This window comes from Polynucleobacter sp. (assembly GCF_018500155.2).
In the GTDB taxonomy this organism is placed as follows: domain Bacteria; phylum Pseudomonadota; class Gammaproteobacteria; order Burkholderiales; family Burkholderiaceae; genus Polynucleobacter.
In genome coordinates this window covers 18,714-43,427 of sequence record NZ_JAHBAK020000033.1, presented here as the reverse complement: position 1 = coordinate 43,427, position 24,714 = coordinate 18,714, and the positions used below count along the sequence as shown (strand labels likewise).

General features: G+C 45.0%; 24 protein-coding genes, 1 tRNA gene and 2 pseudogenes. 6 read left to right on the top strand and 21 right to left on the bottom strand.

Annotated elements, in window-relative coordinates; all coding sequences use genetic code 11:
* From KIH43_RS04605 to KIH43_RS04590, 4 genes and pseudogenes are all read right to left on the bottom strand, one after another.
* Nucleotides 1-654: pseudogene (locus KIH43_RS04605) on the bottom strand (arsenical-resistance protein); the annotation flags it as partial.
* Entirely contained in the window at nt 651-1,133 is a 483-nt protein-coding gene (locus KIH43_RS04600) for an arsenate reductase ArsC (protein ID WP_297718210.1), read from the bottom strand. The pseudogene KIH43_RS04605 and the gene KIH43_RS04600, both read right to left, overlap by 4 nt.
* Nucleotides 1,130-1,459 carry a metalloregulator ArsR/SmtB family transcription factor gene (locus tag KIH43_RS04595; RefSeq protein ID WP_296969295.1) on the bottom strand — a complete coding sequence of 110 codons (330 nt, stop codon included), beginning with the start codon at nt 1,457-1,459 and terminating at the stop codon, nt 1,130-1,132. The genes KIH43_RS04600 and KIH43_RS04595 overlap by 4 nt, the downstream gene beginning before the upstream one ends.
* Nucleotides 1,460-1,610: 151 nt before the next feature.
* The gene (locus KIH43_RS04590; RefSeq protein ID WP_297718206.1) at nt 1,611-2,231 is read right to left on the bottom strand and encodes a DUF6803 family protein; all 621 of its coding nucleotides are present in this window, start codon (nt 2,229-2,231) and stop codon (nt 1,611-1,613) included.
* 87 nt (nt 2,232-2,318) lie between these two features.
* Between KIH43_RS04590 and KIH43_RS04585 the strand changes: the two genes are divergently transcribed.
* The gene (locus KIH43_RS04585) at nt 2,319-2,459 is read left to right on the top strand and encodes a hypothetical protein (RefSeq protein WP_297718203.1); all 141 of its coding nucleotides are present in this window, start codon (nt 2,319-2,321) and stop codon (nt 2,457-2,459) included.
* A gap of 287 nt (nt 2,460-2,746) precedes the next feature.
* On the opposite strand, the gene KIH43_RS04580 is transcribed toward KIH43_RS04585, so the two are convergent.
* The 3 genes from KIH43_RS04580 to KIH43_RS04570 form a co-directional block, all read right to left on the bottom strand.
* Nucleotides 2,747-3,787 carry a nitronate monooxygenase gene (locus tag KIH43_RS04580; protein ID WP_297718199.1) on the bottom strand — a complete coding sequence of 347 codons (1,041 nt, stop codon included), beginning with the start codon at nt 3,785-3,787 and terminating at the stop codon, nt 2,747-2,749.
* 126 nt (nt 3,788-3,913) lie between these two features.
* Nucleotides 3,914-5,005, bottom strand: a complete 1,092-nt coding sequence (locus KIH43_RS04575) for a patatin-like phospholipase family protein (RefSeq protein ID WP_297718196.1) — start codon at nt 5,003-5,005, stop codon at nt 3,914-3,916.
* 69 nt (nt 5,006-5,074) lie between these two features.
* Nucleotides 5,075-5,887 carry a DMT family transporter gene (locus tag KIH43_RS04570; protein WP_297718216.1) on the bottom strand — a complete coding sequence of 271 codons (813 nt, stop codon included), beginning with the start codon at nt 5,885-5,887 and terminating at the stop codon, nt 5,075-5,077.
* Between KIH43_RS04570 and KIH43_RS04565 the strand changes: the two genes are divergently transcribed.
* Complete coding sequence (locus tag KIH43_RS04565; protein WP_297718219.1) at nt 5,814-5,996, top strand: hypothetical protein; 183 nt, start codon at nt 5,814-5,816, stop codon at nt 5,994-5,996. The genes KIH43_RS04570 and KIH43_RS04565 overlap by 74 nt on opposite strands.
* 123 nt (nt 5,997-6,119) lie before the next feature.
* On the opposite strand, the gene KIH43_RS04560 is transcribed toward KIH43_RS04565, so the two are convergent.
* From KIH43_RS04560 to KIH43_RS04545, 4 genes are all read right to left on the bottom strand, one after another.
* Complete coding sequence (locus tag KIH43_RS04560; protein ID WP_297718193.1) at nt 6,120-6,602, bottom strand: SRPBCC domain-containing protein; 483 nt, start codon at nt 6,600-6,602, stop codon at nt 6,120-6,122.
* Between the two features lie 157 nt (nt 6,603-6,759).
* Nucleotides 6,760-7,245: a hypothetical protein gene (locus KIH43_RS04555; RefSeq protein WP_297718190.1), complete on the bottom strand. Its 486-nt coding sequence runs from the start codon at nt 7,243-7,245 to the stop codon at nt 6,760-6,762.
* Between the two features lie 139 nt (nt 7,246-7,384).
* Nucleotides 7,385-7,460: transfer RNA gene (locus KIH43_RS04550), tRNA-Phe, on the bottom strand.
* A gap of 56 nt (nt 7,461-7,516) precedes the next feature.
* Nucleotides 7,517-7,711 (bottom strand): hypothetical protein, encoded by a 195-nt coding sequence (locus KIH43_RS04545; RefSeq protein WP_296969339.1) that lies wholly within the window; start codon nt 7,709-7,711, stop codon nt 7,517-7,519.
* A 111-nt stretch (nt 7,712-7,822) separates the two neighbouring features.
* On the opposite strand from KIH43_RS04545, the gene KIH43_RS04540 reads away from it, so the two are divergent.
* Both KIH43_RS04540 and KIH43_RS04535 read left to right on the top strand, forming a co-directional pair.
* The gene (locus tag KIH43_RS04540) at nt 7,823-8,188 is read left to right on the top strand and encodes a hypothetical protein (RefSeq protein ID WP_297718187.1); all 366 of its coding nucleotides are present in this window, start codon (nt 7,823-7,825) and stop codon (nt 8,186-8,188) included.
* A 51-nt stretch (nt 8,189-8,239) separates the two neighbouring features.
* The gene (locus KIH43_RS04535) at nt 8,240-8,518 is read left to right on the top strand and encodes a hypothetical protein (RefSeq protein ID WP_366069221.1); all 279 of its coding nucleotides are present in this window, start codon (nt 8,240-8,242) and stop codon (nt 8,516-8,518) included.
* On the opposite strand, the gene KIH43_RS04530 is transcribed toward KIH43_RS04535, so the two are convergent.
* From KIH43_RS04530 to def, 6 genes are read right to left on the bottom strand one after another with little or no spacing between them, the layout of a single operon-like run.
* Nucleotides 8,519-9,202, bottom strand: a complete 684-nt coding sequence (locus KIH43_RS04530) for a response regulator (RefSeq protein WP_296969344.1) — start codon at nt 9,200-9,202, stop codon at nt 8,519-8,521.
* Between the two features lie 2 nt (nt 9,203-9,204).
* Nucleotides 9,205-11,517: an ATP-binding protein gene (locus tag KIH43_RS04525; RefSeq protein WP_297718184.1), complete on the bottom strand. Its 2,313-nt coding sequence runs from the start codon at nt 11,515-11,517 to the stop codon at nt 9,205-9,207.
* Nucleotides 11,514-12,134 (bottom strand): DUF4390 domain-containing protein, encoded by a 621-nt coding sequence (locus KIH43_RS04520; protein ID WP_297718182.1) that lies wholly within the window; start codon nt 12,132-12,134, stop codon nt 11,514-11,516. The genes KIH43_RS04525 and KIH43_RS04520 overlap by 4 nt, the downstream gene beginning before the upstream one ends.
* A complete protein-coding gene (gene rsmB, locus KIH43_RS04515; protein WP_297718179.1) occupies nt 12,079-13,374 on the bottom strand; it encodes a 16S rRNA (cytosine(967)-C(5))-methyltransferase RsmB in 1,296 nt (431 codons plus the stop codon). Before rsmB ends, KIH43_RS04520 begins: the two co-directional genes overlap by 56 nt.
* Before the next feature lie 54 nt (nt 13,375-13,428).
* Complete coding sequence (fmt, locus tag KIH43_RS04510; RefSeq protein ID WP_297718177.1) at nt 13,429-14,427, bottom strand: methionyl-tRNA formyltransferase; 999 nt, start codon at nt 14,425-14,427, stop codon at nt 13,429-13,431.
* An 8-nt stretch (nt 14,428-14,435) separates the two neighbouring features.
* On the bottom strand, nt 14,436-14,951 hold the full coding sequence (gene def / locus KIH43_RS04505; protein ID WP_296969355.1) for a peptide deformylase: 516 nt from the start codon (nt 14,949-14,951) through the stop codon (nt 14,436-14,438).
* 75 nt (nt 14,952-15,026) lie between these two features.
* Here def and dprA point away from each other — a divergent pair, with 75 nt between their 5' ends.
* Nucleotides 15,027-15,692, top strand: coding sequence for a DNA-processing protein DprA (gene dprA / locus KIH43_RS04500; protein ID WP_297718174.1), 666 nt, complete (start codon nt 15,027-15,029; stop codon nt 15,690-15,692).
* Between the two features lie 220 nt (nt 15,693-15,912).
* Complete coding sequence (locus KIH43_RS04495; RefSeq protein WP_297718171.1) at nt 15,913-18,576, top strand: DNA topoisomerase III; 2,664 nt, start codon at nt 15,913-15,915, stop codon at nt 18,574-18,576.
* Nucleotides 18,577-18,635: 59 nt separating this feature from the next.
* On the opposite strand, the pseudogene KIH43_RS04490 reads toward KIH43_RS04495, so the two are convergent.
* From KIH43_RS04490 to yidC, 4 genes and pseudogenes are all read right to left on the bottom strand, one after another.
* A pseudogene (locus tag KIH43_RS04490) lies at nt 18,636-19,637 on the bottom strand (FAD-dependent oxidoreductase); the annotation flags it as partial.
* 37 nt (nt 19,638-19,674) lie between these two features.
* Entirely contained in the window at nt 19,675-21,540 is a 1,866-nt protein-coding gene (locus tag KIH43_RS04485; RefSeq protein ID WP_296969363.1) for a phosphoenolpyruvate carboxykinase (GTP), read from the bottom strand.
* A 90-nt stretch (nt 21,541-21,630) separates the two neighbouring features.
* Nucleotides 21,631-22,992 (bottom strand): tRNA uridine-5-carboxymethylaminomethyl(34) synthesis GTPase MnmE, encoded by a 1,362-nt coding sequence (gene mnmE, locus KIH43_RS04480; protein ID WP_297718213.1) that lies wholly within the window; start codon nt 22,990-22,992, stop codon nt 21,631-21,633.
* A gap of 40 nt (nt 22,993-23,032) precedes the next feature.
* Complete coding sequence (gene yidC, locus KIH43_RS04475) at nt 23,033-24,709, bottom strand: membrane protein insertase YidC (protein ID WP_297718166.1); 1,677 nt, start codon at nt 24,707-24,709, stop codon at nt 23,033-23,035.
* Between the last annotated feature and the right edge of the window lie 5 nt (nt 24,710-24,714).

The window sequence follows — 24,714 nt, the reverse complement described above, 5'->3', positions numbered from 1 at the left end:
AGATGTGTATAAGAGACAGGTCACAAACTTCAACATCGCGTAACGAGTTAAAAATCCCGCAACACAAGGCACGCCTAGGTAAATAGCTACAGTCTTAGCAATTTCACCAATCGAAATATTGATGACAGATCCCTCGAAACCAAAATAGGGCGGCAATATAGTTAAAAAGAAATAGGCGTACACGCTAAAGAACAACACTTGGAACACGGCATTAAATGCCACCAAGCCTGCAGCATATTCAGTCGACCCTTTGGCAATATCGTTCCATACGATAACCATTGCGATACAGGGCGCTATCCCAATCAGAATTAATCCTGCCATGTATTCTGGCTGATTGGGGACAAAAGCAATTGCCAATAAAAACATCAGGGTTGGCGCCACAATCCAATTTAGCAAGAATGCTATCCCAAATATTCTTTTATCCCTAAAAACATCCGGCAGCTCTTCGTACTTAACCTTGGCAAATGGCGGATACATCATCAAGATCAAACCAATCGCAATGGGAATATTGGTTGTGCCGATCTGAAACGAATTAATGAAGTCCTCGATACCAGGGATAAAGTAGCCCAAACCGATGCCAAAAGCCATTGCGGCAAAAATCCAAACTGTAAGGTATCTATCCAAAAATGAAAGTTTTTGCGTAATTTGGCTCATGATTTAGTGTGAACCTCTTTCAAGCTCATGGAATCTAATTTGTCTAATGGCATAGAAGCGAGAATATCCAAACGTTTTTGAAGCCCATTCTTAACCTCATTGAATGCTCTGCGCTTATCCAAGTCAGAGCCTTGAACTTGCGAAGGGTCAGGGAAGCCCCAATGTGCTGTAGCTGGATTTCCGGGCCAGAATGGACATTGCTCACCAGCGGCGTTATCACAAACTGTCACAATAAAATCCATCTTGGGCGCATTGGGTAAGCCGTATTCATCCCAAGATTTAGAGCGCAATTTAGACTCATCGTAGCCAAGCTCTGCCACCGCAATATCTTTAGCAATCGGATTGACAGCCGTTCCAGGGGTTGAGCCAGCTGAGTAGCCAACAAATAGGCCGCTTGGATGCATGGATGCTAATGCCTCTCCGAGCACTGAGCGAGCAGAGTTATGGGTACATAAAAAGAGAATGTTGTATTGCTTCATTTGATTTTTACTTTTTTGATTGGAGAAACTGGAACACAAGGCCTTCCACCACAACAGTTATCTAGCAAAAAACTGCTGAGATCTTGAACTAATACCGCATTTGGGCGATAAATAAGATTGCGACTTTGGCGCTCTACCAATAGCAACCCCGCATTTACCAATTCTTTTAGGTGAAAGCTGAGGGTGGCATTCGGAATCCCGAGTTTTTCAATCATTTGAGTGGGCGTTAGCCCCACATCACCGCGCTGGACAATTAAGCGAAAGATATTGAGACGAGTTTCTTGTCCAAGTGCAAGGAAAATATGAATAGCATCTTTATTTTTCATATTTCCAATTATATGGAAATATGTATTACATTTCTATGACAAAAGTTGCTTTGGAATCAATAAATAAAAAGCGCCAAAACCACGCGAAGGGAGTTTTGGCGCCTCTTTCTGGCCTAGATGCAATCATTAGATCCAATTAGGCATTTCTTACCTAATGGTTGTGCGTTGACTTATTCATAGGCATTTGATTAGTAGGCATATTGCCCATCATTTGCTGATGTTGCTTCATCATCTTTTCATGCTCTTCGGGGTGACAGAATTCATGGTCATCAGCACCAGAAATCATTTGATGGGCGCTAGCGCCTTTATAGCCAAGAATGCTTGGATCTAGCATTCCAGCAATCATTGCAATGTGGCCAAATACCAAAAACAATGCGACACATATCGCGTGAATCTTTAGCTTGCCCATTTGGTCCAATGCTTTATTAACTAAGCCCATCTCTTGTAAAGCAATCCAAATGAGCGGTAATCCTGCGATTAGGTAAGTGCCAACAGCAATCACATCAATCACCGTCCTCCATTCGCCCGCCTTGGTAATAGGAATTACCGCATTTGTCATGATGTAAATGATGATACCGACAAAGTAAACGCCAACAGCAAGGCCGGCGAAACGATTAAGGTAATAAACGGCACCATCAAACTTACGTGTAAAGAGCAAATAGAGCTCAGTGATGGCCAAGGTCTCAGCCAAGACGACCGGAATAGCCATAAAGATAATTAAATTCCAGGGCTGGTTAACAGCCAACAACTCCATGTAATGGGTCATGTTCATAGATTTCTCCAATAGATTACAGTGGCCTGATGCCACAAAAATTTGTTAACTACTTAATTAACTAATGAATCTAGGAGGCTTGAAAATATGATTGGGTATCGCCTCCATAACCAGCAAGGGAACCCACGCAACAAAGTGACTGGACAAGTCTGGTTGCGTATATTGATTTGTAGATATGTTGGCTACGACGCCCAAACAGCACTGGTGATGAGTTTGATGATTGGTTGATTGTGACTTTTCAATCTTTGAATCGGCATTTGTATGACAGTTATGTTGCACTACATGCTGAACATGAACACCTCCCAAAGACTCATATGACGCAGACATACTGCCCGCATGAATGAGACTAACAAATAAGGAGAGGCACAAAAACGCACAAATTCGACGCATGATTCATTCTAAGCCTAATTAATGATTTTGTCGTTTTAATGACATCACAAAACCACAAGTTAAGGTAATGCGAGGATAGTTTTAGTATTGCTTGGTAGCCCAGGGCGAAGATGGCTTACTCCAAGTCATCTCATCGCAACCAAAAACTCTTTCTTTAACGCCAACATTAAATCTTTAGCGCTGAGATTTCTAGTTTTCGCGTATTCTTGACCCGCCCATAGACTTTGAAATTCCCCATTATTCATTTTCGCAGCCAATTGCCGCAAAGAAGCGGTCATCGTATTTTGTAGGGGAAATGGCAACGTAGCCTTGTCTTGCATGAGGCGAATAAATTCATTCTCAATGCCTCGGGCAAGCCTGCCTGAGAAACCTCTAGTGAACACTGAGCCCCTGCCATGTTGGCTGAGCAAGTAATCCTTATGGGCTGGTGATGCACTAGACTCATCGCAACATAAAAATGCCGTTCCTAATTGAGCGGCTACAGCCCCCGCTTTTAAAGCATTGGCTATATCCGCCCCATCCATGATTGCGCCAGCACAAACTATTGGTATAGAGCAGTGCTGAACTAATTTTTTAGTCAAGTCAATCGCAGTTAATTTTTCGTCTGCGCCATCTGGGTTAAACATGCCGCGATGACCGCCTGCTTCAATACCTTGAGCCACAATAAAATCGGCGCCCGCTTTTTCAATCATTTGTGCCTCTTGAACATTGGTAGCAGTAATACCAACTACTATGCCCAGCGAGTGCGCCTTCTCTATTGCTCTTAATGGAGGAATCCCAAAATGAAATGTCACAATCTCTGGACAATGCTCCCACACGGGATTGAGCTGCTCTTCTATATCGGGATAAAAAGGGGATTGCGGTATAGCCAGCGAATAATCTCCCTCAAAAGGCAAAGCCCTTAATGCCTCTGTTGCTTGAGCTTGAATTGCTTGCGAAGGTAAATCAACCACACTAAAGACAAAGAAATTTGCATTAATGGGCCCTTTAGTTAAAGCTCTAGTAGCCACCAAATCTTCACTAATTTTTTGCGGCGTACTGTAAGCAAAACCAAAGCTGCCCACACCTCCATGATTGGCAACTGCTGAAGCCAGCTTAGGATTATTAATACCGCCCGCCATTGGAGCCTGAATGATTGGAACTTCTAATCTTGAAAAATTAAACATGTCGCTAAATTAAATGTCGTTTTAAAAAACATTACAAGACGCTGGGATTTTGAGCAACGAAATAAGGATTAAAAATAATCCAACAAGCAAGCCATTACGCTTATTAGTGATCGGGAGATGTCAACCCTATACCCAAAATTCTTTAATTTTTAATGCCTCGACCTTTGCTCGATCATATCCAGTACGCAAAGCGCCTTCGATCTGCTTTGGATCCAACAAATTTACGCCTGGTGGCGTACCAGCAACAATCCATTTAACCTTGGTGCCTGTTGCCTCTACATCCTTAATATTTTGGGCAATTGGGTGTGGAATCGTCGTCAGAATTGCCCCCGTTACACCATTGGTTAACGTAATAATTAAAGCTCTTTTTGAACCAGCTACCAAATCTACATGGGCTGGATTGGAACAAATTCCACCATCCATGACATAACGCTGCCCCAGCAACGTTGGCCCAGCAACACCTGGCAATGAACTGCTTGCAGCAGCTCCATGAGCCAAAGCAATATTATTTTTCTTAGCTGTTTGCTGACCAACAACTAATCGCTCTCCTGTGTAGCAATCAATTCCAGTAGTAAACATTCTTTTTGGTGGCCAACTTGTTTTGCTATCACCCGTTAATAAAGCGGCTAACTTTTCAATGCGATCGCTATTCAATTTATTGTCGGCGGCCAGTGCGGCGGCGCCAATTGTTCTGCGTGTTTCAATACTGCCATCCGTAGCGCTCATATTGACCTTATCAGCCCTCATCTGACTGAGATTAGGCGTTGCCAATGGAGCCATCTTTGAAAAGATTTCTGGAAACTTTCCAAAAAAATCAAACTCTGTTCGCAGGCGATAAAACTCGCCCGATAACAGTGACGAGCCAATGTAAGAGCCAGCAGAAGTACCAACAACCATTTCAGGGATATTGGCCATATCTAAACCAGCTTCATAAAGACCATGAAAAAATCCGCAATACCAAGCAATGTAGTATTCGCCGCCGCCGCCAAGGACCATTGTTCGATCCAATCCTTTTGCTAAGCTCGAAACAGTTGGCTTATTAGCAATGGGGATTACTAAACCATCATCAGCAAATAATTTGCTTGATATTTCTGCTGCCTTTAGCTCTAGATCTGGCTTGGGGGGCAATGTCCGGGCTTCACTATGTGCAAATCCAGAGGTACCAGCTATAGCAACCGAACTAACAACTGTTGTTTTTAAAAAATCGCGGCGTGACATATTGGTACCCCTTGAAAAATTAATTGCAAAAGATGGTAACGATTTCGCTTGTCTTTTTAAGATACATTGCTATCTCTTATTTACCAACGAAACGCCTAGCGCGGCAACAATACCGCCGACGACCATTGATATCAGCACTTGCTCGCCAAGCAGCAATGCTGAGAACAATACTCCAAATGCTGGAACTAGATTAGTAAAGACGGCTGTACGCGATGGGCCGATTGCCTTAATTCCTTGGTAATACCAAATAAAGGCAATAACCGTGCCAAATGCCCCCACGTAAATGATGGAAGCCCAAACATACCATTCAAGTGAAGTCCATTTAATATTTCCAAGCTCGCCTACAGCGCCAATGCTTAAGAACAAGAATCCCCATAAAGTGCCATAAGTTGTAGCGATCACGGGTGATAAGGACTCTAGAGCCTTGCGTGAAATTAATGTGTAGGCCACCCAGCTCAATACGGCACCTAACATCATTAACTCCCCAAGACCAATGGATTGACTGATATCCGTAAGGCCACTTATTAAATCGCCGCGAGTAATCACAATCATTGCGCCAAGCAATGCGATCACTACTCCCATCCAGCGACGCAAACCTAGTCGTTCTTGAAATATCAAGCTGGCCAGCAACGCGGTCATTGTGGGGTTTAGGCTAACAAATAAAGAGGTGCGTCCGGCAGGCACTCTTGCTAAGGCACCAAAGAAGAAAATGTTATAGAGAAAAATTCCCGTTAAACCTAACGCGGCAGTTAGTAATAACTGTTGACGATTAAGTTTTGGCAATCGCCCCTCCATCTTTATTGCAAAAATGATTAGCAATAAAGAAGCCACCAAGAACCTGCCAAATGCTGCTGTCATCAAAGGCAATGACTGGGCTAAGATTCTTCCTGCGATGAAAGTGCCACCCCAAAACGCCGCGACCATTACAAGCTTGAATCCCAGCGCGGGTGTGAGTGAGGAAAAATTGGCTACTGTCATCGGGACAGAATAAACGATGCCACAAAAGACAATGGCCCAACAAGCGGGCTATTGCGATTCTTGGTGGCCCCGAGGGATCTACCTGAGTCAGAGGTACCCACTCTAAACCTCAATGCTTACTACAAAGCAAATAAATTTATTTATATAACTCAACTAATTGATCAAGTGACATGCTCCAGCCATGTTGGAAGCCCATTTCATCATGCGCTTTTCTGCCAGCTTCATTCTGATGCATGACATTCGCCCTATAGTTTGTTCCGCCATCCTTAAGCGGCAAAAGTCTTAGGTCAACCACAAAAAAGAATCCAAGATTCTCGGCTTTTGGTTGTGACTTGGGCTTAAAACCGGGAGCAAATTTATTTGTCCAAACCAGTCGTTGTTGTGGTTCGATGGCTAAAAAACACCAAGCGTTGTCGGGCATTCTTTCGCCATCTGGCGATTGCATAACGGTGCGAAAAATGCCGCCAGGCTGAAGATCGATTTCGCACTCTACAACGCTCCATGGTCTCGGACAAAACCACTTCATTAAGGTTGTTGGATTGGTTAGGCCCTCCCAAATCTGGGCACGAGAGAGACTGACATCACGCTGAAATTGAAGATCAAGCAGTGGGTCTGGCATTTTGGCTCACCTTCAAATGTAAGATGATTTGAGTTTGATTTTAAGTCTCAGGTCGCGAAAAACAAAAAAGCCGCCCGAAGGTGGTTTTGGCATTTCTTAGTGGCCCGGGGCGGAATCGACCAGGGGATAAGGAGATCTAATCCAACTCTAGATACATCTAGCTGTTACCTACAATTGACCCATCTGAGGCCCTTATTTTGCGGTAAGTGCGCATCATATCCATCATTACAGCGGTGCTCCAAGCAAAGCAAAAAAGACTGCTCATTGAGAGAACTACAGCAAGAATGCGATATCTGCTTGGCAGATTTGAAACGGCCTGCTCAGATCCAATCGTTGTATAAATGCCGCCAATAACAACAATAGCGTGATCAATGCTTGACGCTACGCCATGCCACAACCCTAAGAATGAGAGTATGCCAATCTCGCTTAAATGAATTAGCGCTAATGCGGATAACCCCATAAAGAAAAAAATTTCCATACGGAAATATTGCTTCTTAGCAATCAATTTATTGGCGTGCCGATGGTATATGGATTGCGCTCCCCACAAACATAAACCGTGATACACAATCAAAACAAAGAACACCACGATAAAGCCTATCAACAAGCCAAAAGAAGATAAGTCGCTAATTGAAATTTCTTTCATTTTTGAGCACCTAGTTAATATTGTCTGGTTAACCTAAACAACCTTTTGGATGAATTGTATCTAGCGGTGCATCCAAGCAGGCCATAATCTGCCTCTCTCGGAAAATGAAAAACCACCCGAAGGTGGTTTTGGTGTTTCTTGGTGGCCCGGGGCGGAATCGAACCACCGACACAAGGATTTTCAATCCTCTGCTCTACCGACTGAGCTACCAGGCCAAGAGTGATGATTATAGCGGAACTATAAAGTCTCCCCCTTGTAACCCCGATAAAGCCTACTGAAGCTTGCTACGCTCTTGTTGATATTGTTGATAACTTGGCAGGATGGGTTTTTTTGGCTCGGTCCCGCCACTATTCGCTTTTTGTTGAGAACGTACGCCTTCATACATTGACTCAGAAGGTGCCGATCCGCACCCGGCAATAAATGCAATGATCAATGCCAAAACTATAAATAGTGGTTTTTTTGTCATGCCATTCTTTTCTTAAATGCTCGGTTGCTTTTTAATGTAATGGATAATTTTTACAAATGCTGTCTATTAAATAGTATGGTGATGCTTAAATAATCTACCTTGGGGATCTTTATGAAGGCCGCAGTCAATTTTTACTTTTTAATCGTCTCGTTTTTTGTTGCTTCTTCATACGCACAAACTTCTAATTTAGCTGGTCCTTATGGACAAATCGGTGTTGGCTACCAAAATACATCTCCCTCGTTTTCAAATACAAGTCTAGTCGCCCTAGGTCAATCGCTCAACCCCAATATCTCCGTCTCAAATTCCAGTGGGACAACCGGCGTGATTTCTGCGGGCTACAATTTTTCACTTGCACCCTCATTACTTATTGGCCTTGGATTAGATTTTTCTCCCTTCTCCACGCAAAGTGCTACAGCCTCTGCAAGCTATAGCGGGCCAATAGGTTCATATCAAAATAGTGCGTCTGTCTACATTTAAAATACGCTCAACCTCTTTGTCTCTCCAGGTATCGCTCTAGATCAAAATAAGTTGATATACGCAAAAGTTGGCTACACAGGAGCAAGTGCCAATGGTGTAAATACTGATTTCTATATGGGTGGCACAAGCTTTGGATTTGGCTATAAGCAAATCATCAGCTCTGGTGTTTATGGTTTTGCAGAATACAACTATGTTAACTATGGCAGCCTGAGCCGCTCTTTGAGTGGAAACTTGGTAACCCCAACTAAATTAAGCGTTCCTGCAACGCTTACATCCACCGTTTCCGCCACATCAACCAACCTACTTATTGGGCTTGGTTATCGCTTCTAGCTACTGCTCGCCTTTGTTGCGAGAGGTGTCTATACCCAAAGCCTTGAGCTTGCGATACAAGTGCGTTCTCTCAAGGCCGGTGTATTCAGAAATCTTGGTCATGCTTCCGCCCATGATTTGCATCTGATGCTCAAAGTAAGCCTTCTCAAAAAGATCTCTAGCCTCTCTTAAAGGGAGATCAAAGTAAGTCTTCGCAATTCCGCTAATGAATTCACCTTCAAGAACTTGCTCAATTGGCTCATTATTTACTGGCTTGGAAACTAGGCTTGGGCTTGACCCTTGCTGAGGCGTCTTTTCTTCAACTGGCTCAACGTATTTTGGAGAGCTCTCTAAAGCCTTGCTAACCGTCTTTAAGAGCTTTTGTAAGGCAATTGGCTTTTCTAGAAAGTTCAGCGCGCCAATGCGGGTTGCTTCTACAGCGGTATCAATGGTTGCATGTCCAGACATCATGACCACTGGCATTGTTAGCTGACCAGTCTTGGACCATTCTTTTAATAAAGTGATGCCATCAGTTTCAGGCATCCAAATGTCAAGCAAAACCAAATCTGGGCGCATCTGCTCACGAATGGTTCTAGCCTGCGCGGCACTCTCCGCAGCATAGACGGTATGCCCCTCATCAGTCAGAATCTCGTTGAGTAACTCACGGATTCCCATTTCGTCATCAACGACCAGAATACTAGCCATGCTTAGGCTGCCTCATTTGCTAAGTTCATAAACAAAATTGATACTTGCGCACCAACCACTTCTTCCCCCTGCATACGATTTCGGATTTCTATTTTTGCACCGTGATCGTCAATAATTTTTTTCACAACTGCCAAGCCTAAGCCGGTGCCTTTACTTTTTGTAGTGACATAAGGCTCAAACGCTCTTGCCAATATCTTAGCTGGAAATCCAATCCCGTGATCGCTAATTGTTAAGCGCACTGCATTTTGTGTCGCTCCATTTTGCTCTCCATAGGAAACCAATTCTGTTTTTACTTCAACAGGCTCCGATTGACGCTTACCTTCAAGAGTGGCATCTTGAGCATTTTGGAGCAAATTATGGATAACCTGCCTCAACTGTGTTGGGTCACCCATAATATTTGGACAACTTGGGTCTAAACGGGTTTGCAATGGACTGCCTTCATACAGGCCAAGAATCTCAGTAGTAAGTGTGTTGATTGAAACGGGTTTTAGCTGGGGCGATGGGGTCTTGGCAAAATCCCTAAAGTCATTGACCATCTCCTTCATAGCCTGTACCTGGCCAATAATGGTTTCGGTGCTGCGATTAATCATTTCTTCTTGCTCAGGACTGAGCTTGCCAGCAAGCTTATGCTGCAAGCGCTCTGCAGAGAGTTGAATCGGCGTTAATGGATTTTTGATTTCGTGAGCCAACCTTCTTGCCACTTCGCTCCACGCGATCGATCTTTGTGCACTAACAACATCTGTAATGTCATCAAAAACCACCATGCGTAGATCATCCGTTAACTTCGTGCCGCGCACAAATAAAGTAATTCCTGGCTCATTTTCATACTCACTAGTGGCATGCAATTGAATTTGTTTTTGCCAAATTGGTGCAGACTGTTGCGCATCAGAAGCAGCCGACTCTGGCTCAGCATTTGCAATGGCAAGTTTCATCGTTGCAAAACCTTCTTTAATGGCTTCTTCAAACTCTGTCAGAGAAGGGTTGCTGCTTAAGGGCTTTCCATCTAGCAGGGTGAGGTCCTGTGAAAAAATACGGTCTGCACCAGCATTGCTTGAAACGAGATTGTATTGTTTATCAAAAATGCAAACCCCTGCAGTTAAGCTTCCCAAAACCCTTTCAAGAAAGGCCTTTGACTCTTGCAAAGAGGTACGGGTATCGGCCAATTGTTTGGTCATCACATTGAACTGGCGCGTCAACATGCCTAACTCGTCCCCAGTATCTAATTCCGGCTTAGGCGATAGATCTCCTTGCGCAACGGCTTGAGTGCCTTTTAATAACATCAATAAGGGTTTGGCAAGCTGGCGGCCCAATAACAACGCCAATATCACAGCCACAAATAAAGCAAAAAAGAGGGTCAGAGTTAAAGTCCCCACAAACATTTTGCGCAAACCACTACGACCCAACGATTTTTCTTGATAGTCCGTATAAGCAGTTTCAACTGCAAAAATATTTTTTGCCAACGGTGCTGGAATAACGCGAACTAATTGCAAGAAATACCTGTCATCCAGGTCTTTATTTGCATCTGCTTTATTGTGAACCGCGCGCTTGCGCACAATAGGAATAATTGCTCTTACTCGATAGCTACGCTGACCACCCTCAAGCTCTATTTGCTCTACCGAAGTCATGCCCTTCTTTTTAAAGGCCTCGCTAACAATCTCTAAATTTGGCGGCGGCAAATAGTTATTCGTTTTTACTTCGCTAGTAAAAATCATTTTGCGTTGCATGCTAAATAGGGTGATCTCTTGGATTCCGAACTGGCTGCGGATTTTCATCACCATAGAGGCAACTTGTTCAGCACTAGTACCAGCTGGCGCCAACACAATCTGCTCAGCAATATATTTGCCCTCGGAAAGAATTTCTTCTTGGGCGAGCCTTAAGGTCACGCGCCCCAACTCTAAGCCAGAATTGAGTGCAGACTCCACCTGTACATCAAACCAAGTTTCAATACTGCGGGATACGAATTGCAGCGAAACGCCATACAAAATGAATCCGGGCACCGCTCCCACCAAAGCAAAAATCATCGCAAGTTTTGCAATCAAGCGGGTGCCAAACTTGCCGCGATACCACCGCACTGCAATTACGACAACTAAAATTAATATGACCAGTGTGAGAGATATGCCGATGATGAAGTTAGCCGCATAGAGCCAAATGAAATAGCGCTCAAAAAACTCGGTATTGGATGAGGCAATTGCCAACAAAGCTAACAGTAAGAGGGCGAATACACCAATTAAGCCGATAGAAAATGGCAATAGTTTTTTACGCCAAATTTTTGACTCAAAAAAACTAGGATTAATCGATGCGGTAGGATTGTTCATCGTTTAATTAAATTCGGGCCATTGGCGGAAAATGGAAAACGATACCAATCACTAGAGACATTCCAGTCTCGGTTGTTTAAAGCGTTAACTTGAAACGGCTTGGGCAGCTTACTTAAATCCAAAAACATCCGAAATCCCGCGGTATATGATCTATTTGGATCCAGCTGATTCGCTTCGATTACACGCCAGCCACCAATACTACCAACCGCTTGCAGCGCCTCACCAAGGTTTTTAGCAGAAAAACTAAACCCCTCAGAAGCGATTCGATATTGCTGCGTCAAAGGTTGATAAGAAAGACGAATTTGTCTTTGAGCGAATATCGTTTTTTCATCAAACCAATACCAGCGAGATCGCATCAACTCAAAATCAACCTGAAAATACAGAACAACGCCTTTTTGGATAGCATCCTCTAAACCAGGAGTAAGTTCGATTTGAAAGGAGGTGTTTAATAGCCACTCGCCATCAACCTTTTCCATTTCAAAAGATTTGATCTTGATTCCCTCGGCGTGAACAGTTGTTGAAGCAATGCACACAGCCATCAAGCAGAAAAGGATCAGTTGCTTAATTCGTTGGCTCATGGCCTTTTTTTCTAAATAAAGCGTAGTAAAAACCATCATTGGTCTCAGAGGGCAAAAGCTGTCCTGGAGCGCCTAATCGTACCGCATTGCTATGCTGCTGCGCAAACCATATCGCCTGATCTTCCCCCTCTTCAGGAAATAAGGAGCATGTCACATAAAGTAGCAGCCCCTCTGGTTTAAGCATTTGCCAGGTGTGGGTCAAAAGCTCTCGTTGTTTTTGCTGCAAAGACGTTATATCTGCAGCGCGGCGCAAAAAAGGTATATCTGGGTGTCGCGACACAATTCCAGATGCTGAACATGGGGCATCCAGCAAAATTTTGTCAAAAAGTTCGCCGCCCCACCAATTACTTTTGGAGGCATCCCCATGAATCACTTTTACATTTTCTGAATACAAATGTAATCGCTCTAAATTGCCCTCGATCTTTTTGAGTCGCTGGGCATCCATCTCTAAAGCCAGCATGCGGCAATCGGCCAATTCTAAGAGATGGCCTGTTTTTCCTCCAGGCGCAGCACAGGCATCCAATATCAAATCGCCAGGTTGTGGGTTTAACAGAATGGCTGCAACTTGAGCGCCCGCATCTTGTACTGAAACTGCGCCACCATAAAAACCAGGTAACTCAGAAACCGGAACGGGGCTTGTCACTAACAATGCTTCAGACAAATTAATGCCCGCGATGCTTGCAATTGGTGTGGATGCAATTCCTTTTTCACTCAATAAAAGTTGATACTGTTCGCGCGAAAATTGTTTTCTATTTACTCGCAGAATGAGTGGCGCACGTCTAGCTTGCGCAAATAAAATGGCTTGCCACTGTTTTGAGTAATTTTTCTTTAAACTCGCACGCCACCATGCTGGGACATACATAGGGATTGGGTCTGGGGGATATCTATGCTCACCCTTAGGCGGATGCAAAAGCAAGTCAACCTTGCGCAATACTGCATTGACTAGGCCCTTGGCATAGATTGTTTTGTCATATTCTGAACAGGCTCTCACAGCCTGATCCACAATGGTATGAGCAGGATAGCCTTTACCTTCGGAACTATCTTGCAAAAACAATGCAATGGCAACACTTAAGAGATGATCAATTTCTGGCGCGGGCGCTTTTGGAATGAGTTGTTTTATTAACTCGTGAGAACGAACCCATTTTCGTAAAGCATCAAAAGTTAGGCTTTGAACAATAGGTTTTTCTTGGACTTCGAGCTGATCTAAAACTTCAGTTAAAGATCTGCCATGCATGACTTCTGTTATTGCTTGTGCGGCAATGGCAATTGCCTCAAACAAGGGCAGATTAAGGGTGTGTTTTTGAGCTTGCAATGATTTTGTCCATCTTCAACTTTACTTCGGTAACGCTTCAAAACATATTGGCTGCTTCGTACCCTCAACCGTCTGTAGCCATGTTTTTGCGTCAATCCTTTTGCCACCAGGTTTTTGCACTTCAAGAACTTCGATGACGTTCGCGCCACATTGCACAAAAATTCCACGCTCGCCAAAGCCCAGCACCTCTCCCGGCTTACCTTTTTTGTGATCTAACTTAGGACAAAGACTGGAATTCCAAAGCTTGATGGTTTGGCCTTCAAAACCACTAGTAGAGCCGGGGAAGGGGTTAAAAGCCCTAATCTGAGCATCGATTGTTTTGGCCTCCAAAGACCAGTCTATCTCAGCTTCACTTTTTAAAATCTTTTCCGCATAGGTAATGTTTTCGGCTGGCTGTGGAGTGTGCGTCAATGTCTGGCCCGAATCTAACTGCGCAAGAACGTTCACGATGAGTTTTGCGCCTAACGCTGCTAATTTGTCATGCAAGGTTGCACTCGTGTCGCTCGTGGTAATTTCAACAACATCTATTAACACCGTACTTCCAGTATCAAGGCCAGCATCCATTTGCATAATGCATACGCCTGTCTTTTGATCGCCAGCCTCTATTGCACGCTGAATTGGAGCGGCTCCTCGCCAACGAGGCAATAAGGAAGCATGGATATTAAAACTTCCGTGCCTGCCAGGGCGCTCACTAATATCTAAAATCTCTTGGGGCAATATCAAACCATAAGCAACCACTACCATCGCATCAAAATCAGTTTGAATTAAACGCTGATAGGCCTCTTCTGCTTGCGCTTTTTTATGCGAGTCTGAACTAGTGCGCCGTAGCGTTTCAGGCTGAATGACCGGTATCTTTTTTTCTATTGCAAACTGTTTAACCGGGCTGGCCTGAAGATGCATTCCTCTGCCAGCAGGACGATCTGGCTGGGTTAACGCCAAGACAATATTATGGCCAGCATCATAGATTGCTCGCATTGCTTGCGCGGCGAATTCAGGAGTGCCAGCGAAGACAATTTTCATAAATACGCTTAACGCGAACCTATCAACTCTTTAGCGCGCTTTTTCAATTTTTGTGAAATGCGATTACGTTTAAGAAGCGACAAATACTCAACAAAAACTTTACCTTCTAAATGATCGAGTTCGTGTTGCAAGCATACTGCTAGCAACCCATCAGCTTCGATTTCAAATTCTTTACCGTCCAAATCCAAAGCCTTTACTTTTATTTGTGCAGGGCGCTCAACCTCATCATAAAAATCAGGAACTGAAAGACATCCCTCACGCCAAGATTTTTTCTCTGGGCTGGTCCAAGTGATTTCAGGGTTAATGAAAACTCGCAGCTCATTTTGTTCATCAGACACATCAATAACAACGATTCGCTCATGAATATCTACCTGGGTTGCAGCCAAACCCACTCCTGGAGCGTCATACATCGTATCAGCCATATCAGCTACGATTTTTTTGATGCGTTCATCTACCTTGGCAACCGGTTTGGCAACCTTGTGCAGACGGGGGTCGGGATAACAAAGAACAGTTAATAGGGCCATGTAGGAATTATCCAACAGAGCAATCCATCTGTCCCGATTGCCATCAAAACCCCACGCCTCAAAAATGCTTTCACCATGACCCTTGAAAAACAAATGATTAAAAAAATTATGCGTGGAAGCCCAAACTATCCTACGCGCTTAAATGATTTATTCGACCCACCTTCGTGCATTTATGCCCTTGGAAATGTCCAACTTCTTCAGCGCCCAATGATCGCTATTGTGGGCTCACGGGCTGCGAGCCCACAAGGATTAAGTCACGCTTATTTTTTTGCCCAATCACTCGCAAGATCTGGCGCTCTCATTATTTCTGGTCTTGCGAGGGGCGTCGATGGCGCTGCCCATAAAGGGAGCCTAGCAGCAGAATCTCAAACTCTAGCGGTATGCGGAACAGGTCTAGACATCACGTACCCTAAAGAGCATTTTGGGCTCGCCCAGCAAATTGCCCGGCAAGGGCTACTGGTCTCGGAATTTATGCCTGGGACGGGCCCAAGACCCTTTCATTTTCCTAAGAGAAACCGCATCATTGCAGCCCTATCACTAGGGGTAATCGTGATTGAAGCCGCTAAAAATTCTGGCTCTTTAATCACCGCCCGGATAGCGGCAGATTTGGGTAGAGAAATTTTTGCGTTACCGGGAAACATTCATGATGGCCACTTTGCTGGATGCCATCAACTCATTCAACAGGGTGCCAAATTGGTTTGCAAGCCTAAAGAAGTGCTGGAAGAGATTCTTCTTCCATAAAAAAGTCTTTTTATACAATTGGTTAGCGCGTTTTATGACGCTTTTAGACCTCCAATTGAAAGTCAAATCATGCCCAAATTAAGGGGTTTTTGGACATTTCCAGATTTATCGGTTAATAATAAAAAAGAGGGGTTGAAGTAGACCAATGCCAAATTTGGTTTAAATTGATCCTCCTTTTTCGCTAATAAACATTCATTTAGGCTCAAATTTAGGCAAACGCGTGGCTAAAGCATCTACCAAAAGCAGCTCCAAAACCATATCGGCGGACCACCCAAAGGCGTTAATCATTGCCGAAAAGCCGTCGGTCGCCAATGACATTGCTAAGGCCCTTGGAGGGTTTACAAAGCACGAAGACTATTTTGAAAGCGATGATTTTTTAATTTCATCCGCAGTGGGCCACCTTTTAGAAATAGCGGCCCCAGAGGAATATGACGTAAAACGCGGTAAATGGTCTTTTGCCAATTTACCGGTTGTCCCGCCCCATTTTGATTTGCGCCCAATCGCAAAAACAGAATCGCGCCTAAAAGTCTTGCAAAAGCTCATTAAGCGCAAGGACGTTACCACCCTCATTAATGCATGTGATGCCGGACGCGAAGGCGAGCTCATTTTTAGATTGATTGCCCAACACGCGAAAGCCTCTCAAACTATCAAAAGACTTTGGCTGCAATCGATGACGCCTGCAGCTATTCGAGAGGGGTTTGCAACTCTACGCTCTGATGATGAGATGCAGCCTCTTGCCGATGCTGCTCGCTGCCGCTCAGAAGCGGACTGGTTAGTAGGCATTAATGGCACTAGAGCAATGACCGCCTTCAATAGCAAAAGCGGTGGATTCTTTTTAACAACCGTCGGTCGAGTGCAAACGCCAACCCTTTCCATTGTGGTTGATCGTGAAGAGCTTATACGTAAATTCGTATCAAAAGATTACTGGGAAGTGAAGGCCGAATTTATTGCCTCCGCAGGTATATACGAAGGGCGATGGTTTGATCCTAAGTTTAAAAAAGATGTGACGGAGCCGGACGCCCGCGAAAATCGCATTTGGAGCGAAGCGGCGGCACAAAGTATTGTGGCAGCTTGTCGTGGGAAAAAAGCCTCTGTCACAGAAGAATCAAAACCCGCAACCCAGCTGGCTCCACAACTTTTTGATTTAACCAGTTTGCAACGTGAAGCCAATGCTCGCTTTGGCTTTTCGGCAAAAAATACATTGGGTCTAGCTCAAGCACTTTATGAACGTCATAAGGTACTAACCTATCCGCGAACTGATGCAAAAGCATTGCCCGAGGATTATCTTGATACCGTGAAACAGACTATGGAAAATCTTGCGGAGCACTCGCAAGAATATCGCCCATTTGCAAAACAAATTCTGCAAGGCGATTCCGCTGACTCAAAAGCAAAAGCCGGTCATGGCTGGATAAAACCCAACAAGAGAATTTTTGATAACTCCAAGATTTCTGATCACTTTGCCATTATTCCAACCCTAGAAGCGCCCAAAAGCTTGAGCGAGCCAGAGGCAAAGCTTTATGACTTAGTTGTGCGCCGCTTCTTAGCTGTCTTTTATCCTGCTGCTGAATTCCGCGTCACCACACGCATTACTGAGGCCTCGGGACATCATTTCAAAACCGAAGGTCGAGTGCTCGTCAACCCAGGCTGGCTAACCGTTTACGGAAAATCTAACCAGGCAGACGATGAGCTGGTGCCAGTAAAAGAGGGTGAAACCGTACAAACCGAATCTGTTGTCGCCGTTCCACTCAAAACTAAACCGCCTGCGCGCTATACCGAAGCTACCTTGCTGTCTGCAATGGAGAGCGCCGGGAAGTGGGTTGATGATGATGAAATGCGTGAAGCAATGGCTGAAAAAGGGCTTGGCACTCCAGCAACTCGTGCCGCGATTATCGAAGGGCTGCTTGCTGAAAAGTACATAGTGCGCGAGGCACGGGAACTCATCCCCACAGCTAAGGCGTTTCAATTAATGACCTTGCTGCGTGGCTTAGATGTAGAAGAGCTCACTCGTCCAGACTTAACTGGAAGCTGGGAAAACAAGCTGTCGCTCATTGAGCACGGCAAAATGAAGCGCGATACATTTATGCAAGAAATTGCGCAGATGACACAAAGAATTGTGAAGCGCGCCAAAGAATATGACAGCGATACCATTCCGGGCGACTATGCAACCTTAAGCACCCCATGCCCACACTGCAAGGGCCCCGTTAAAGAAAACTATCGACGTTTTGCATGTGAAAAATGTGGTTTTACGATTAGCAAAACCCCGGGTGGTCGCGCTTTTGAATATCCAGAGGTGGAAGAGTTATTACGTGAGAAAACCATTGGTCCACTGCAAGGCTTTCGTAGCAAGATGGGGCGTCCATTTGCAGCCATTATTAAATTAACTGAAATACCCGAGGATGATGCCGATTATCCAAATGCCGGATTCAAGCTAGAGTTTGATTTTGGCAATACAGAAGATGATGAAACAGAGGCGATCGATTTCACTGGGCGCCAAGCATTAGGCGCTTGTCCAAAATGCTCTGGGGCGGTTTATGAAGACGGAATGCGATACATTTGCGAGAGCAATACTGGGCCCAGCAAATCATGCGATTTCAAAACTGGTAAAGTCGTTTTGCAGCAAGAAGTCTCTCACGAGCAAATTCAAAAATTGCTCAAAGAAGGCAAAACTGATCTTCTTACCAACTTTAAATCTAACCGCACTGGGCGTGGCTTCAAAGCCTACCTAGCGCTTGGCTCGGATGGCAAAATTGGTTTTGAGTTTGAAGCTAAGGCGCCGGGCGCTGCCAAAGCACCAGCCAAGAAACGTGCGGGCGCCAGCGCAGCAACTAAATCGGAAGCAAAGCCTAAACGCGCAAGCAAAGCAAAGTCGTCCTCCAGCAGCTGAGCTGTAATTAGCTTGGCTGCTAACGCTGACCACAAAATTCCCCTTGACCCCAGTGCAGTAGCAATAAAAATGCCAGGGCGCTGATTCAAGGCGCCGATGATTGGCAAGCGGTCGCCCGCAACACAACGCACACCAACAAACTCTCCATCGTGGTGGAGATGCTTTACATTTCCATCGGCATAATTCACCAAGCCTTTGGCTTGCTCACGATTAAAGTCATCGCTGGTCAGTCTTGGAACAAGATCGTCCTCTCCCTCATCAAAGCTAGACCCTACCATCCAGCGATAAATGCCATCATTTCCCTTAAGAGCCGGCAAGCAATAACCGTCGCCCGAAATTCCGACTCTGGGTAACTTTGTCACCCAGTGATCCTGGGGGTTAATTGAAAAAATGCTTAGCTGCCCGCGCACAGGCCTGAGCGGCAAACGCAGGCCCAAACTGTTGATCAAGGGCTTGGTCCCCATTGCCGCTGCAAGAACCACTTTCTTCGCCGTTACTACTACATGCCCTTGATTGTCTTTAAGGCGCCAAATACCCTCAACATTTTCTAAGCAAGTAATTTGTGTGCCCCATAAACATGTGAGGCCATCATGATTGCTTAATAGCTCTTTTGAAGCTTGCGATAAGTCTAGGCTGGCACCGCGCGCGATCCAAACCCCGCTTTGCTCAACACCGCAGACACTGCTTGCTTCTTTAGCATCTAAGGGAATTGCAATATCTTTTTCTAGATTGAGTGAGCGCAGATGGGCTGACACCTCATCCCGATTAAATGTGCGGTCTTTTTTTGTTGGAAGAAAAATGCCGTGGGCATTCCACGTCTTTCCCCAACGCGCTTCGGCCAATAAAAAAGCTAAGCGTGTTAGGCGCAATAAGCGTGGAGAGCCTTTGCCAATATGGGGATGTGCAATTGCATATGCATGACTAGAGCATGCTGTTGCAGCCGAATTTGCGGCATCAATTACACAAACTGATTTTCCACACTCAAGAAGCTCTCGGGCAATTGTTGCACCACAAATACCTGCCCCAATCACCACGATGTCATGGTGATTGGGTTTGGTCATTAATGTGTATGAAGGGTATTACTAACAGTGTTGCCGATTAGGCGTTGAGGCGCTGCTCAATCTTTGCGCGGGTCTCTTTTAACTCTTTAGGCAAACGCTCGCCAAGATGATCAAACAACTCTGTATGCAGCTTTAACTCATTCTTCCAGTCATCAACTGCAACGGTAATTGCTTTAGCAAATTTCTCGGGTGAATAATCAAGGCCGCCCCAGTGCATATCATCATATTCAGGGGTAATACCAAATGGGGTTTCTTTGCCCTTGGCTTTACCTTCTGCACGATTCAAAATCCAAGAGAGAACGCGCATATTCTCACCGAAGCCTGGCCATACAAATTTACCGTTTTCATCTTTGCGGAACCAGTTCACGCAATAGATCTTAGGCAATGTAGCGCCTTCTGCTTGTAGCTTCTTACCAATATTGAGCCAATGTTGGAAGTAGTCGCTCATGTTGTAACCTGCAAACGCAATCATGGCGAATGGGTCACGGCGGACAACACCAATCTGACCAGTAATCGCTGCGGTAGTTTCAGAGCCCAAAGTAGCGGCCATGTAAACACCCTCAACCCAATCACGTGCTTCACTCACAAGTGGAACAGTATTAGAGCGGCGACCGCCAAATAAGAATGCATCAATTGGAACGCCTTCTGGATCATCCCATTTTGGGTCTACCGCTGGATTATTGGTTGCTGCTACTGTAAAGCGTGAGTTTGGATGAGCTGCTTTACGGCCAGCGGCGCCATCTGCAGGAGTCCAATCCTTGCCTTGCCAATCGATCAAATGTGCTGGGGGTGTTTCTGTCAAACCTTCCCACCAAACATCACCATCATCCGTTAGACCAACGTTGGTAAAAATAACGTCCTGATTAAGTGAGTCAATACAGTTTTGGTTGGTTTGGCGGTTTGTTCCAGGAGCAACGCCAAAGTAACCAGACTCAGGATTAATCGCGAATAAACGTGTTTTGCCGGTGACAGGGTCTTTGCGTGGCTTGATCCAAGCAATGTCATCACCAATGGTAGTAACCTTCCAACCTTCAAAACCTTTTGGTGGAATCATCATAGAGAAGTTGGTTTTGCCACAAGCAGAAGGGAAGGCGGCGGCAATATGATATTTCTTACCTTCAGGCGAAGTCACGCCCAAAATCAACATATGCTCAGCGAGCCAACCTTGATCGCGGCCCATGTTTGAAGCAATACGCAATGCGAAACATTTTTTACCTAACAGCGCGTTGCCACCATAGCCTGATCCAAAAGACCAAATCTCGCGTGTCTCTGGATAGTGAACAATGTATTTGTTTTTATTATTCGGCCATGCAACGTCTTTTTCGCCGGCAGCTAATGGCTTACCAACAGTATGAATGCAAGGCACAAACTCGCCGTCCGCACCCAACTGATCAATCACCGCCTTACCCATACGAGTCATGAGACGCATATTGATGGCAACATAAGGACTATCAGAAAGCTCTACACCAATGTGTGCAATAGGTGAACCAATTGGGCCCATAGAAAATGGCACAACATACATTGTTCTTCCGCGCATGCAACCATCAAAAAGAGGCTTTAAGGTTGCGCGCATTTCGCTTGGCTCAACCCAGTTATTGGTTGGACCAGCATCTTCTTTTTTAGCAGAACAAATAAAAGTACGATCTTCGACGCGAGCAACATCCTCTGGGTCAGAAAGTGCTAAAAATGAATTTTTACGTTTTGCTGGGTTAAGGCGTTTAAAAACGCCCGCACTAACAAGTAACTCGCATAACTCATCGTACTCTGCTTGAGAACCGTCACACCAACGAATAGCATCAGGTTTTGTGAGGGCGGCAACCTCTGCAACCCACTCAATTAAACGCTGGTTTTTTACGTAGGCGGGCGCATTCACATTGATTTGGCCGCTAGTAGTTGAAGTCATATGTTTCCCTATGAAAATTGAATTTTTTAATCCGATGATTTTAACATTTTGGACATATTTCGCGTCTTATGGATTGCCCACGATGGCTGGTCACTTGCCTATGCAAAATTGGCTAAAAATCTTGCCCAATAAATCGTCTGGCAGCAGCTTTCCTGTAATCTGACCTAGGTGATTTTGCGCTAAAGATAGCTCTTCTGCAAACAATTCGAGCGAATTGTTGCCATTTGCAGCGAATTGCTCCGATCTTTCAATATGCTCAGCAGCGCGCTCAATACATTCTAAATGGCGCCTACGCGCGACAATGGATCCCTCTTGGGATCCATTCCAGCCAATTAATTCGAGTATTTTTTGCTTAAGGTCTTCAATCCCATAGCCCGTTTTGGCCGATATCAACAATGTGTTCTCGTTTCTTGATATTTTTGCCAAATCCAATAGATCTGCCTTGTTTATCAACTCAAGGATGGGGCACCTAGCTGGCAATGCCTTCAATATTTGTGGCCTTAAATCGTTAACTTCTTTTTGAGCACCCGGCGCAGTTAGAAACACCACCAAATCTGCCGACCGAATAGCTTCCCAGGTCCGCTCGATCCCCTTGGCCTCGACTTCATCAGTGGTTGACCTCAGGCCAGCCGTGTCAATAATGTGTAAGGGCACCCCCTCAATCTGGATGCTTTCTCTCACTCGATCGCGAGTAGTGCCAGCAATGGGTGTAACGATGGCCACCTCTTCTCCAGCCAAACAATTTAATAGCGAACTTTTACCGACATTTGGTGCTCCGACCAAAACCAAGTTTGCCCCATCACGCAAAATTTTTCCCTGCTTGGCGCCATCCTGTAATGTCCGAAGCTTATGCTTCACCGCCAAAAGTCTCTCGCGAGCATGGGCATTTTCCAAAAACTCAATTTCCTCTTCTGGGAAATCTAATGTTGACTCCACCAAAATTCGCAACTGAGTAATCTCTTCGATTAACTCATTAATGTCATGGGAAAAGGTTCCCTGCAAAGACCTTGCGGCACCAAGCGCAGCAGCTTCGCTCTGCGCATCAATTAAATCTGCAATGGCCTCTGCCTGAGCTAGGTCTACCTTGTTGTTTAAGTACGCTCGTAAAGTAAATTCGCCAGGCTCAGCAATAGCCAAGCCGCTATCTTTTCCCAGCTCAAGGCAGCGCCGCATAACCAAACCCAGCAACTGGGGGCCACCATGGCATTGCAACTCAAGAACGTCTTCTCCAGTAAACGAGGCTGGAGAGGCGAAATAAATTGCTAGAAGCTGATCAATAAGTTGATCAGAGGCGTCTAGCAAATTGAGTAATGTTGCCTGTCGAGGTTGAAGCTCTTTGTTAAAAAGGGCTTTAATTATTGGCTTTAGGTCTTGCCCGCTAAGCCGAACCACCCCCACTCCCGCCCTGCCTGGAGCAGTAGCTACAGCAATGATGGGCAACTTACGAGTCATCATTGCTGTGCGCCTTTAATGTCTGAATGCCATCAATAATTTATTTGGCTTCTTTTTTTCCAAACATTTGGTTAATTTGCCATTGTTGAGCAATCGACAACAAATTGTTAACCACCCAGTACAAGACCAACCCTGCTGGGAAAAAGAAGAACATGATTGAAAAAACGATCGGCATGTACATCATCACCTTCGCCTGAATTGGATCTGGTGGCGTAGGATTCAACTTTGTTTGTACAAACATTGAAACAGCCATGATAAGTGGCAAGATGTAATAGGGGTCAGGGATCGAAAGATCATGAATCCACAAAATCCAAGGTGCGCCGCGCATCTCAACTGACGACAGCAATACCCAGTACAAAGAGATAAACACCGGAATCTGAATCAGCACTGGGAGGCAGCCGCCCAGGGGATTAATTTTTTCCTTGCGATACATCTCCATCATCGCTTGATTTAATTTTTGGGGATCACCCTTATATTGCTCTTTCATGGCCATCAAGCGCGGCTGCACTTCTTTCATGCGTGCCATCGATTTATAGCTTGCAGCCGATAGAGGGAAAAACACCAGCTTGATCAGAATGGTCAAAAGAATAATTGCCCAACCCCAGTTACCCACAAAGCCATGAATCTTCTCTAGCAACCAAAATATCGGTTTAGCAATAATGGTCAGATAACCATAATCTTTTAACAACTCAAATCCAGGGGCAATCGTTTCTAAAACTTTTTCTTCTTGGGGGCCAACAAAAAGCTGCGCCTTCTCTACAACTGTTGAGCCTGGAGCAACAACGCCCAACGGGATTTGCATGCCAATTCTATAAAGGGCGTTATCAATCTTGCCGGCATAAATATCGCGCGCTACTTTATCGCCAGGAATCCAAGCGCTCGCAAAGTAATGTTGAACCATTGCAATCCAGGCGGGGTCGCCAGCCGGCACTTGCGTAGGAATGGTGATTTTATTTTTATCAATCGCCGTAAATTCCAGCTTGTTAAATTTTTCTTTGTCGGTATATGCAGCGGGACCAGTAAAGGTGCTGGCAGAAAAGGCGCCATCAAATGGGCCGATTTTTTGCTCCTGCATACCATCACGAACAATTTCTGTATATAGCACTATTGGATTTTGACTTGCAGCCGACTGTGTAACGCGATGACCAACATCCACTACGTAACTGCCTGGATTTAAAACAAAGGTCTTCTCCAACTTAACGCCATTACGCTCGCTCGCAAGAACCAAAAAAGGCCTGCCCGAACCATCTTTTCCGGACTGAACCAACTTAAAAGTGCTGGTGTGATTGGGTAGGTCGCTATTGTTTAATGCAATCAAGCCAGACCGAGCAAAATATTTATGTGTTGCCGTATATTGAAAAAGCTCAATGGGCTTTTTCTCAGCAGTTAAAGACTTCAATAGTTTTGCATCAATCACATTTGCGCCATTTGCGCTAATTTCTAAAACGAGAACATCGTTTTGCAAAACAAATTTTTCTGCGGACTCAATTGCTCCTGATGGGACCACAGGGTTAGCCGCAACGACCGCGTTATTGCTTGAAACTGAAGGCGGCACATCAGCCTTCCCGGCGGGACTTGTTTTATCCGCGTCTATCTGGGTGCTTGTAGGGGCGCCACCAAACATGGAAGGCTTGCCTTGCTGAACCTGCCAGTTGTTGTAAAGCATAAGGCCCGATAGCGAAAACACAGCCCAAAGAATTGTTTTTTTAAAGTCCATTTGTA

Excerpts from the sequence above, each read along its gene's own strand:
- KIH43_RS04600 (WP_297718210.1), bottom strand. The coding sequence starts at position 1,133 with ATGAAGCAATACAACATTCTCTTTTTATGTACCCATAACTCTGCTCGC.
- KIH43_RS04595 (WP_296969295.1), bottom strand. The coding sequence starts at position 1,459 with ATGAAAAATAAAGATGCTATTCATATTTTCCTTGCACTTGGACAAGAA.
- KIH43_RS04590 (WP_297718206.1), bottom strand. The coding sequence starts at position 2,231 with ATGAACATGACCCATTACATGGAGTTGTTGGCTGTTAACCAGCCCTGG.
- KIH43_RS04585 (WP_297718203.1), top strand. The coding sequence starts at position 2,319 with ATGATTGGGTATCGCCTCCATAACCAGCAAGGGAACCCACGCAACAAA.
- KIH43_RS04580 (WP_297718199.1), bottom strand. The coding sequence starts at position 3,787 with ATGTTTAATTTTTCAAGATTAGAAGTTCCAATCATTCAGGCTCCAATG.
- KIH43_RS04575 (WP_297718196.1), bottom strand. The coding sequence starts at position 5,005 with ATGTCACGCCGCGATTTTTTAAAAACAACAGTTGTTAGTTCGGTTGCT.
- KIH43_RS04565 (WP_297718219.1), top strand. The coding sequence starts at position 5,814 with ATGATTAGCAATAAAGAAGCCACCAAGAACCTGCCAAATGCTGCTGTC.
- KIH43_RS04560 (WP_297718193.1), bottom strand. The coding sequence starts at position 6,602 with ATGCCAGACCCACTGCTTGATCTTCAATTTCAGCGTGATGTCAGTCTC.
- KIH43_RS04555 (WP_297718190.1), bottom strand. The coding sequence starts at position 7,245 with ATGAAAGAAATTTCAATTAGCGACTTATCTTCTTTTGGCTTGTTGATA.
- KIH43_RS04545 (WP_296969339.1), bottom strand. The coding sequence starts at position 7,711 with ATGACAAAAAAACCACTATTTATAGTTTTGGCATTGATCATTGCATTT.
- KIH43_RS04540 (WP_297718187.1), top strand. The coding sequence starts at position 7,823 with ATGAAGGCCGCAGTCAATTTTTACTTTTTAATCGTCTCGTTTTTTGTT.
- KIH43_RS04530 (WP_296969344.1), bottom strand. The coding sequence starts at position 9,202 with ATGGCTAGTATTCTGGTCGTTGATGACGAAATGGGAATCCGTGAGTTA.
- KIH43_RS04525 (WP_297718184.1), bottom strand. The coding sequence starts at position 11,517 with ATGAACAATCCTACCGCATCGATTAATCCTAGTTTTTTTGAGTCAAAA.
- KIH43_RS04520 (WP_297718182.1), bottom strand. The coding sequence starts at position 12,134 with ATGATGGTTTTTACTACGCTTTATTTAGAAAAAAAGGCCATGAGCCAA.
- fmt (WP_297718177.1), bottom strand. The coding sequence starts at position 14,427 with ATGAAAATTGTCTTCGCTGGCACTCCTGAATTCGCCGCGCAAGCAATG.
- def (WP_296969355.1), bottom strand. The coding sequence starts at position 14,951 with ATGGCCCTATTAACTGTTCTTTGTTATCCCGACCCCCGTCTGCACAAG.
- dprA (WP_297718174.1), top strand. The coding sequence starts at position 15,027 with ATGACCCTTGAAAAACAAATGATTAAAAAAATTATGCGTGGAAGCCCA.
- KIH43_RS04485 (WP_296969363.1), bottom strand. The coding sequence starts at position 21,540 with ATGACTTCAACTACTAGCGGCCAAATCAATGTGAATGCGCCCGCCTAC.
- mnmE (WP_297718213.1), bottom strand. The coding sequence starts at position 22,992 with ATGACTCGTAAGTTGCCCATCATTGCTGTAGCTACTGCTCCAGGCAGG.
- yidC (WP_297718166.1), bottom strand. The coding sequence starts at position 24,709 with ATGGACTTTAAAAAAACAATTCTTTGGGCTGTGTTTTCGCTATCGGGC.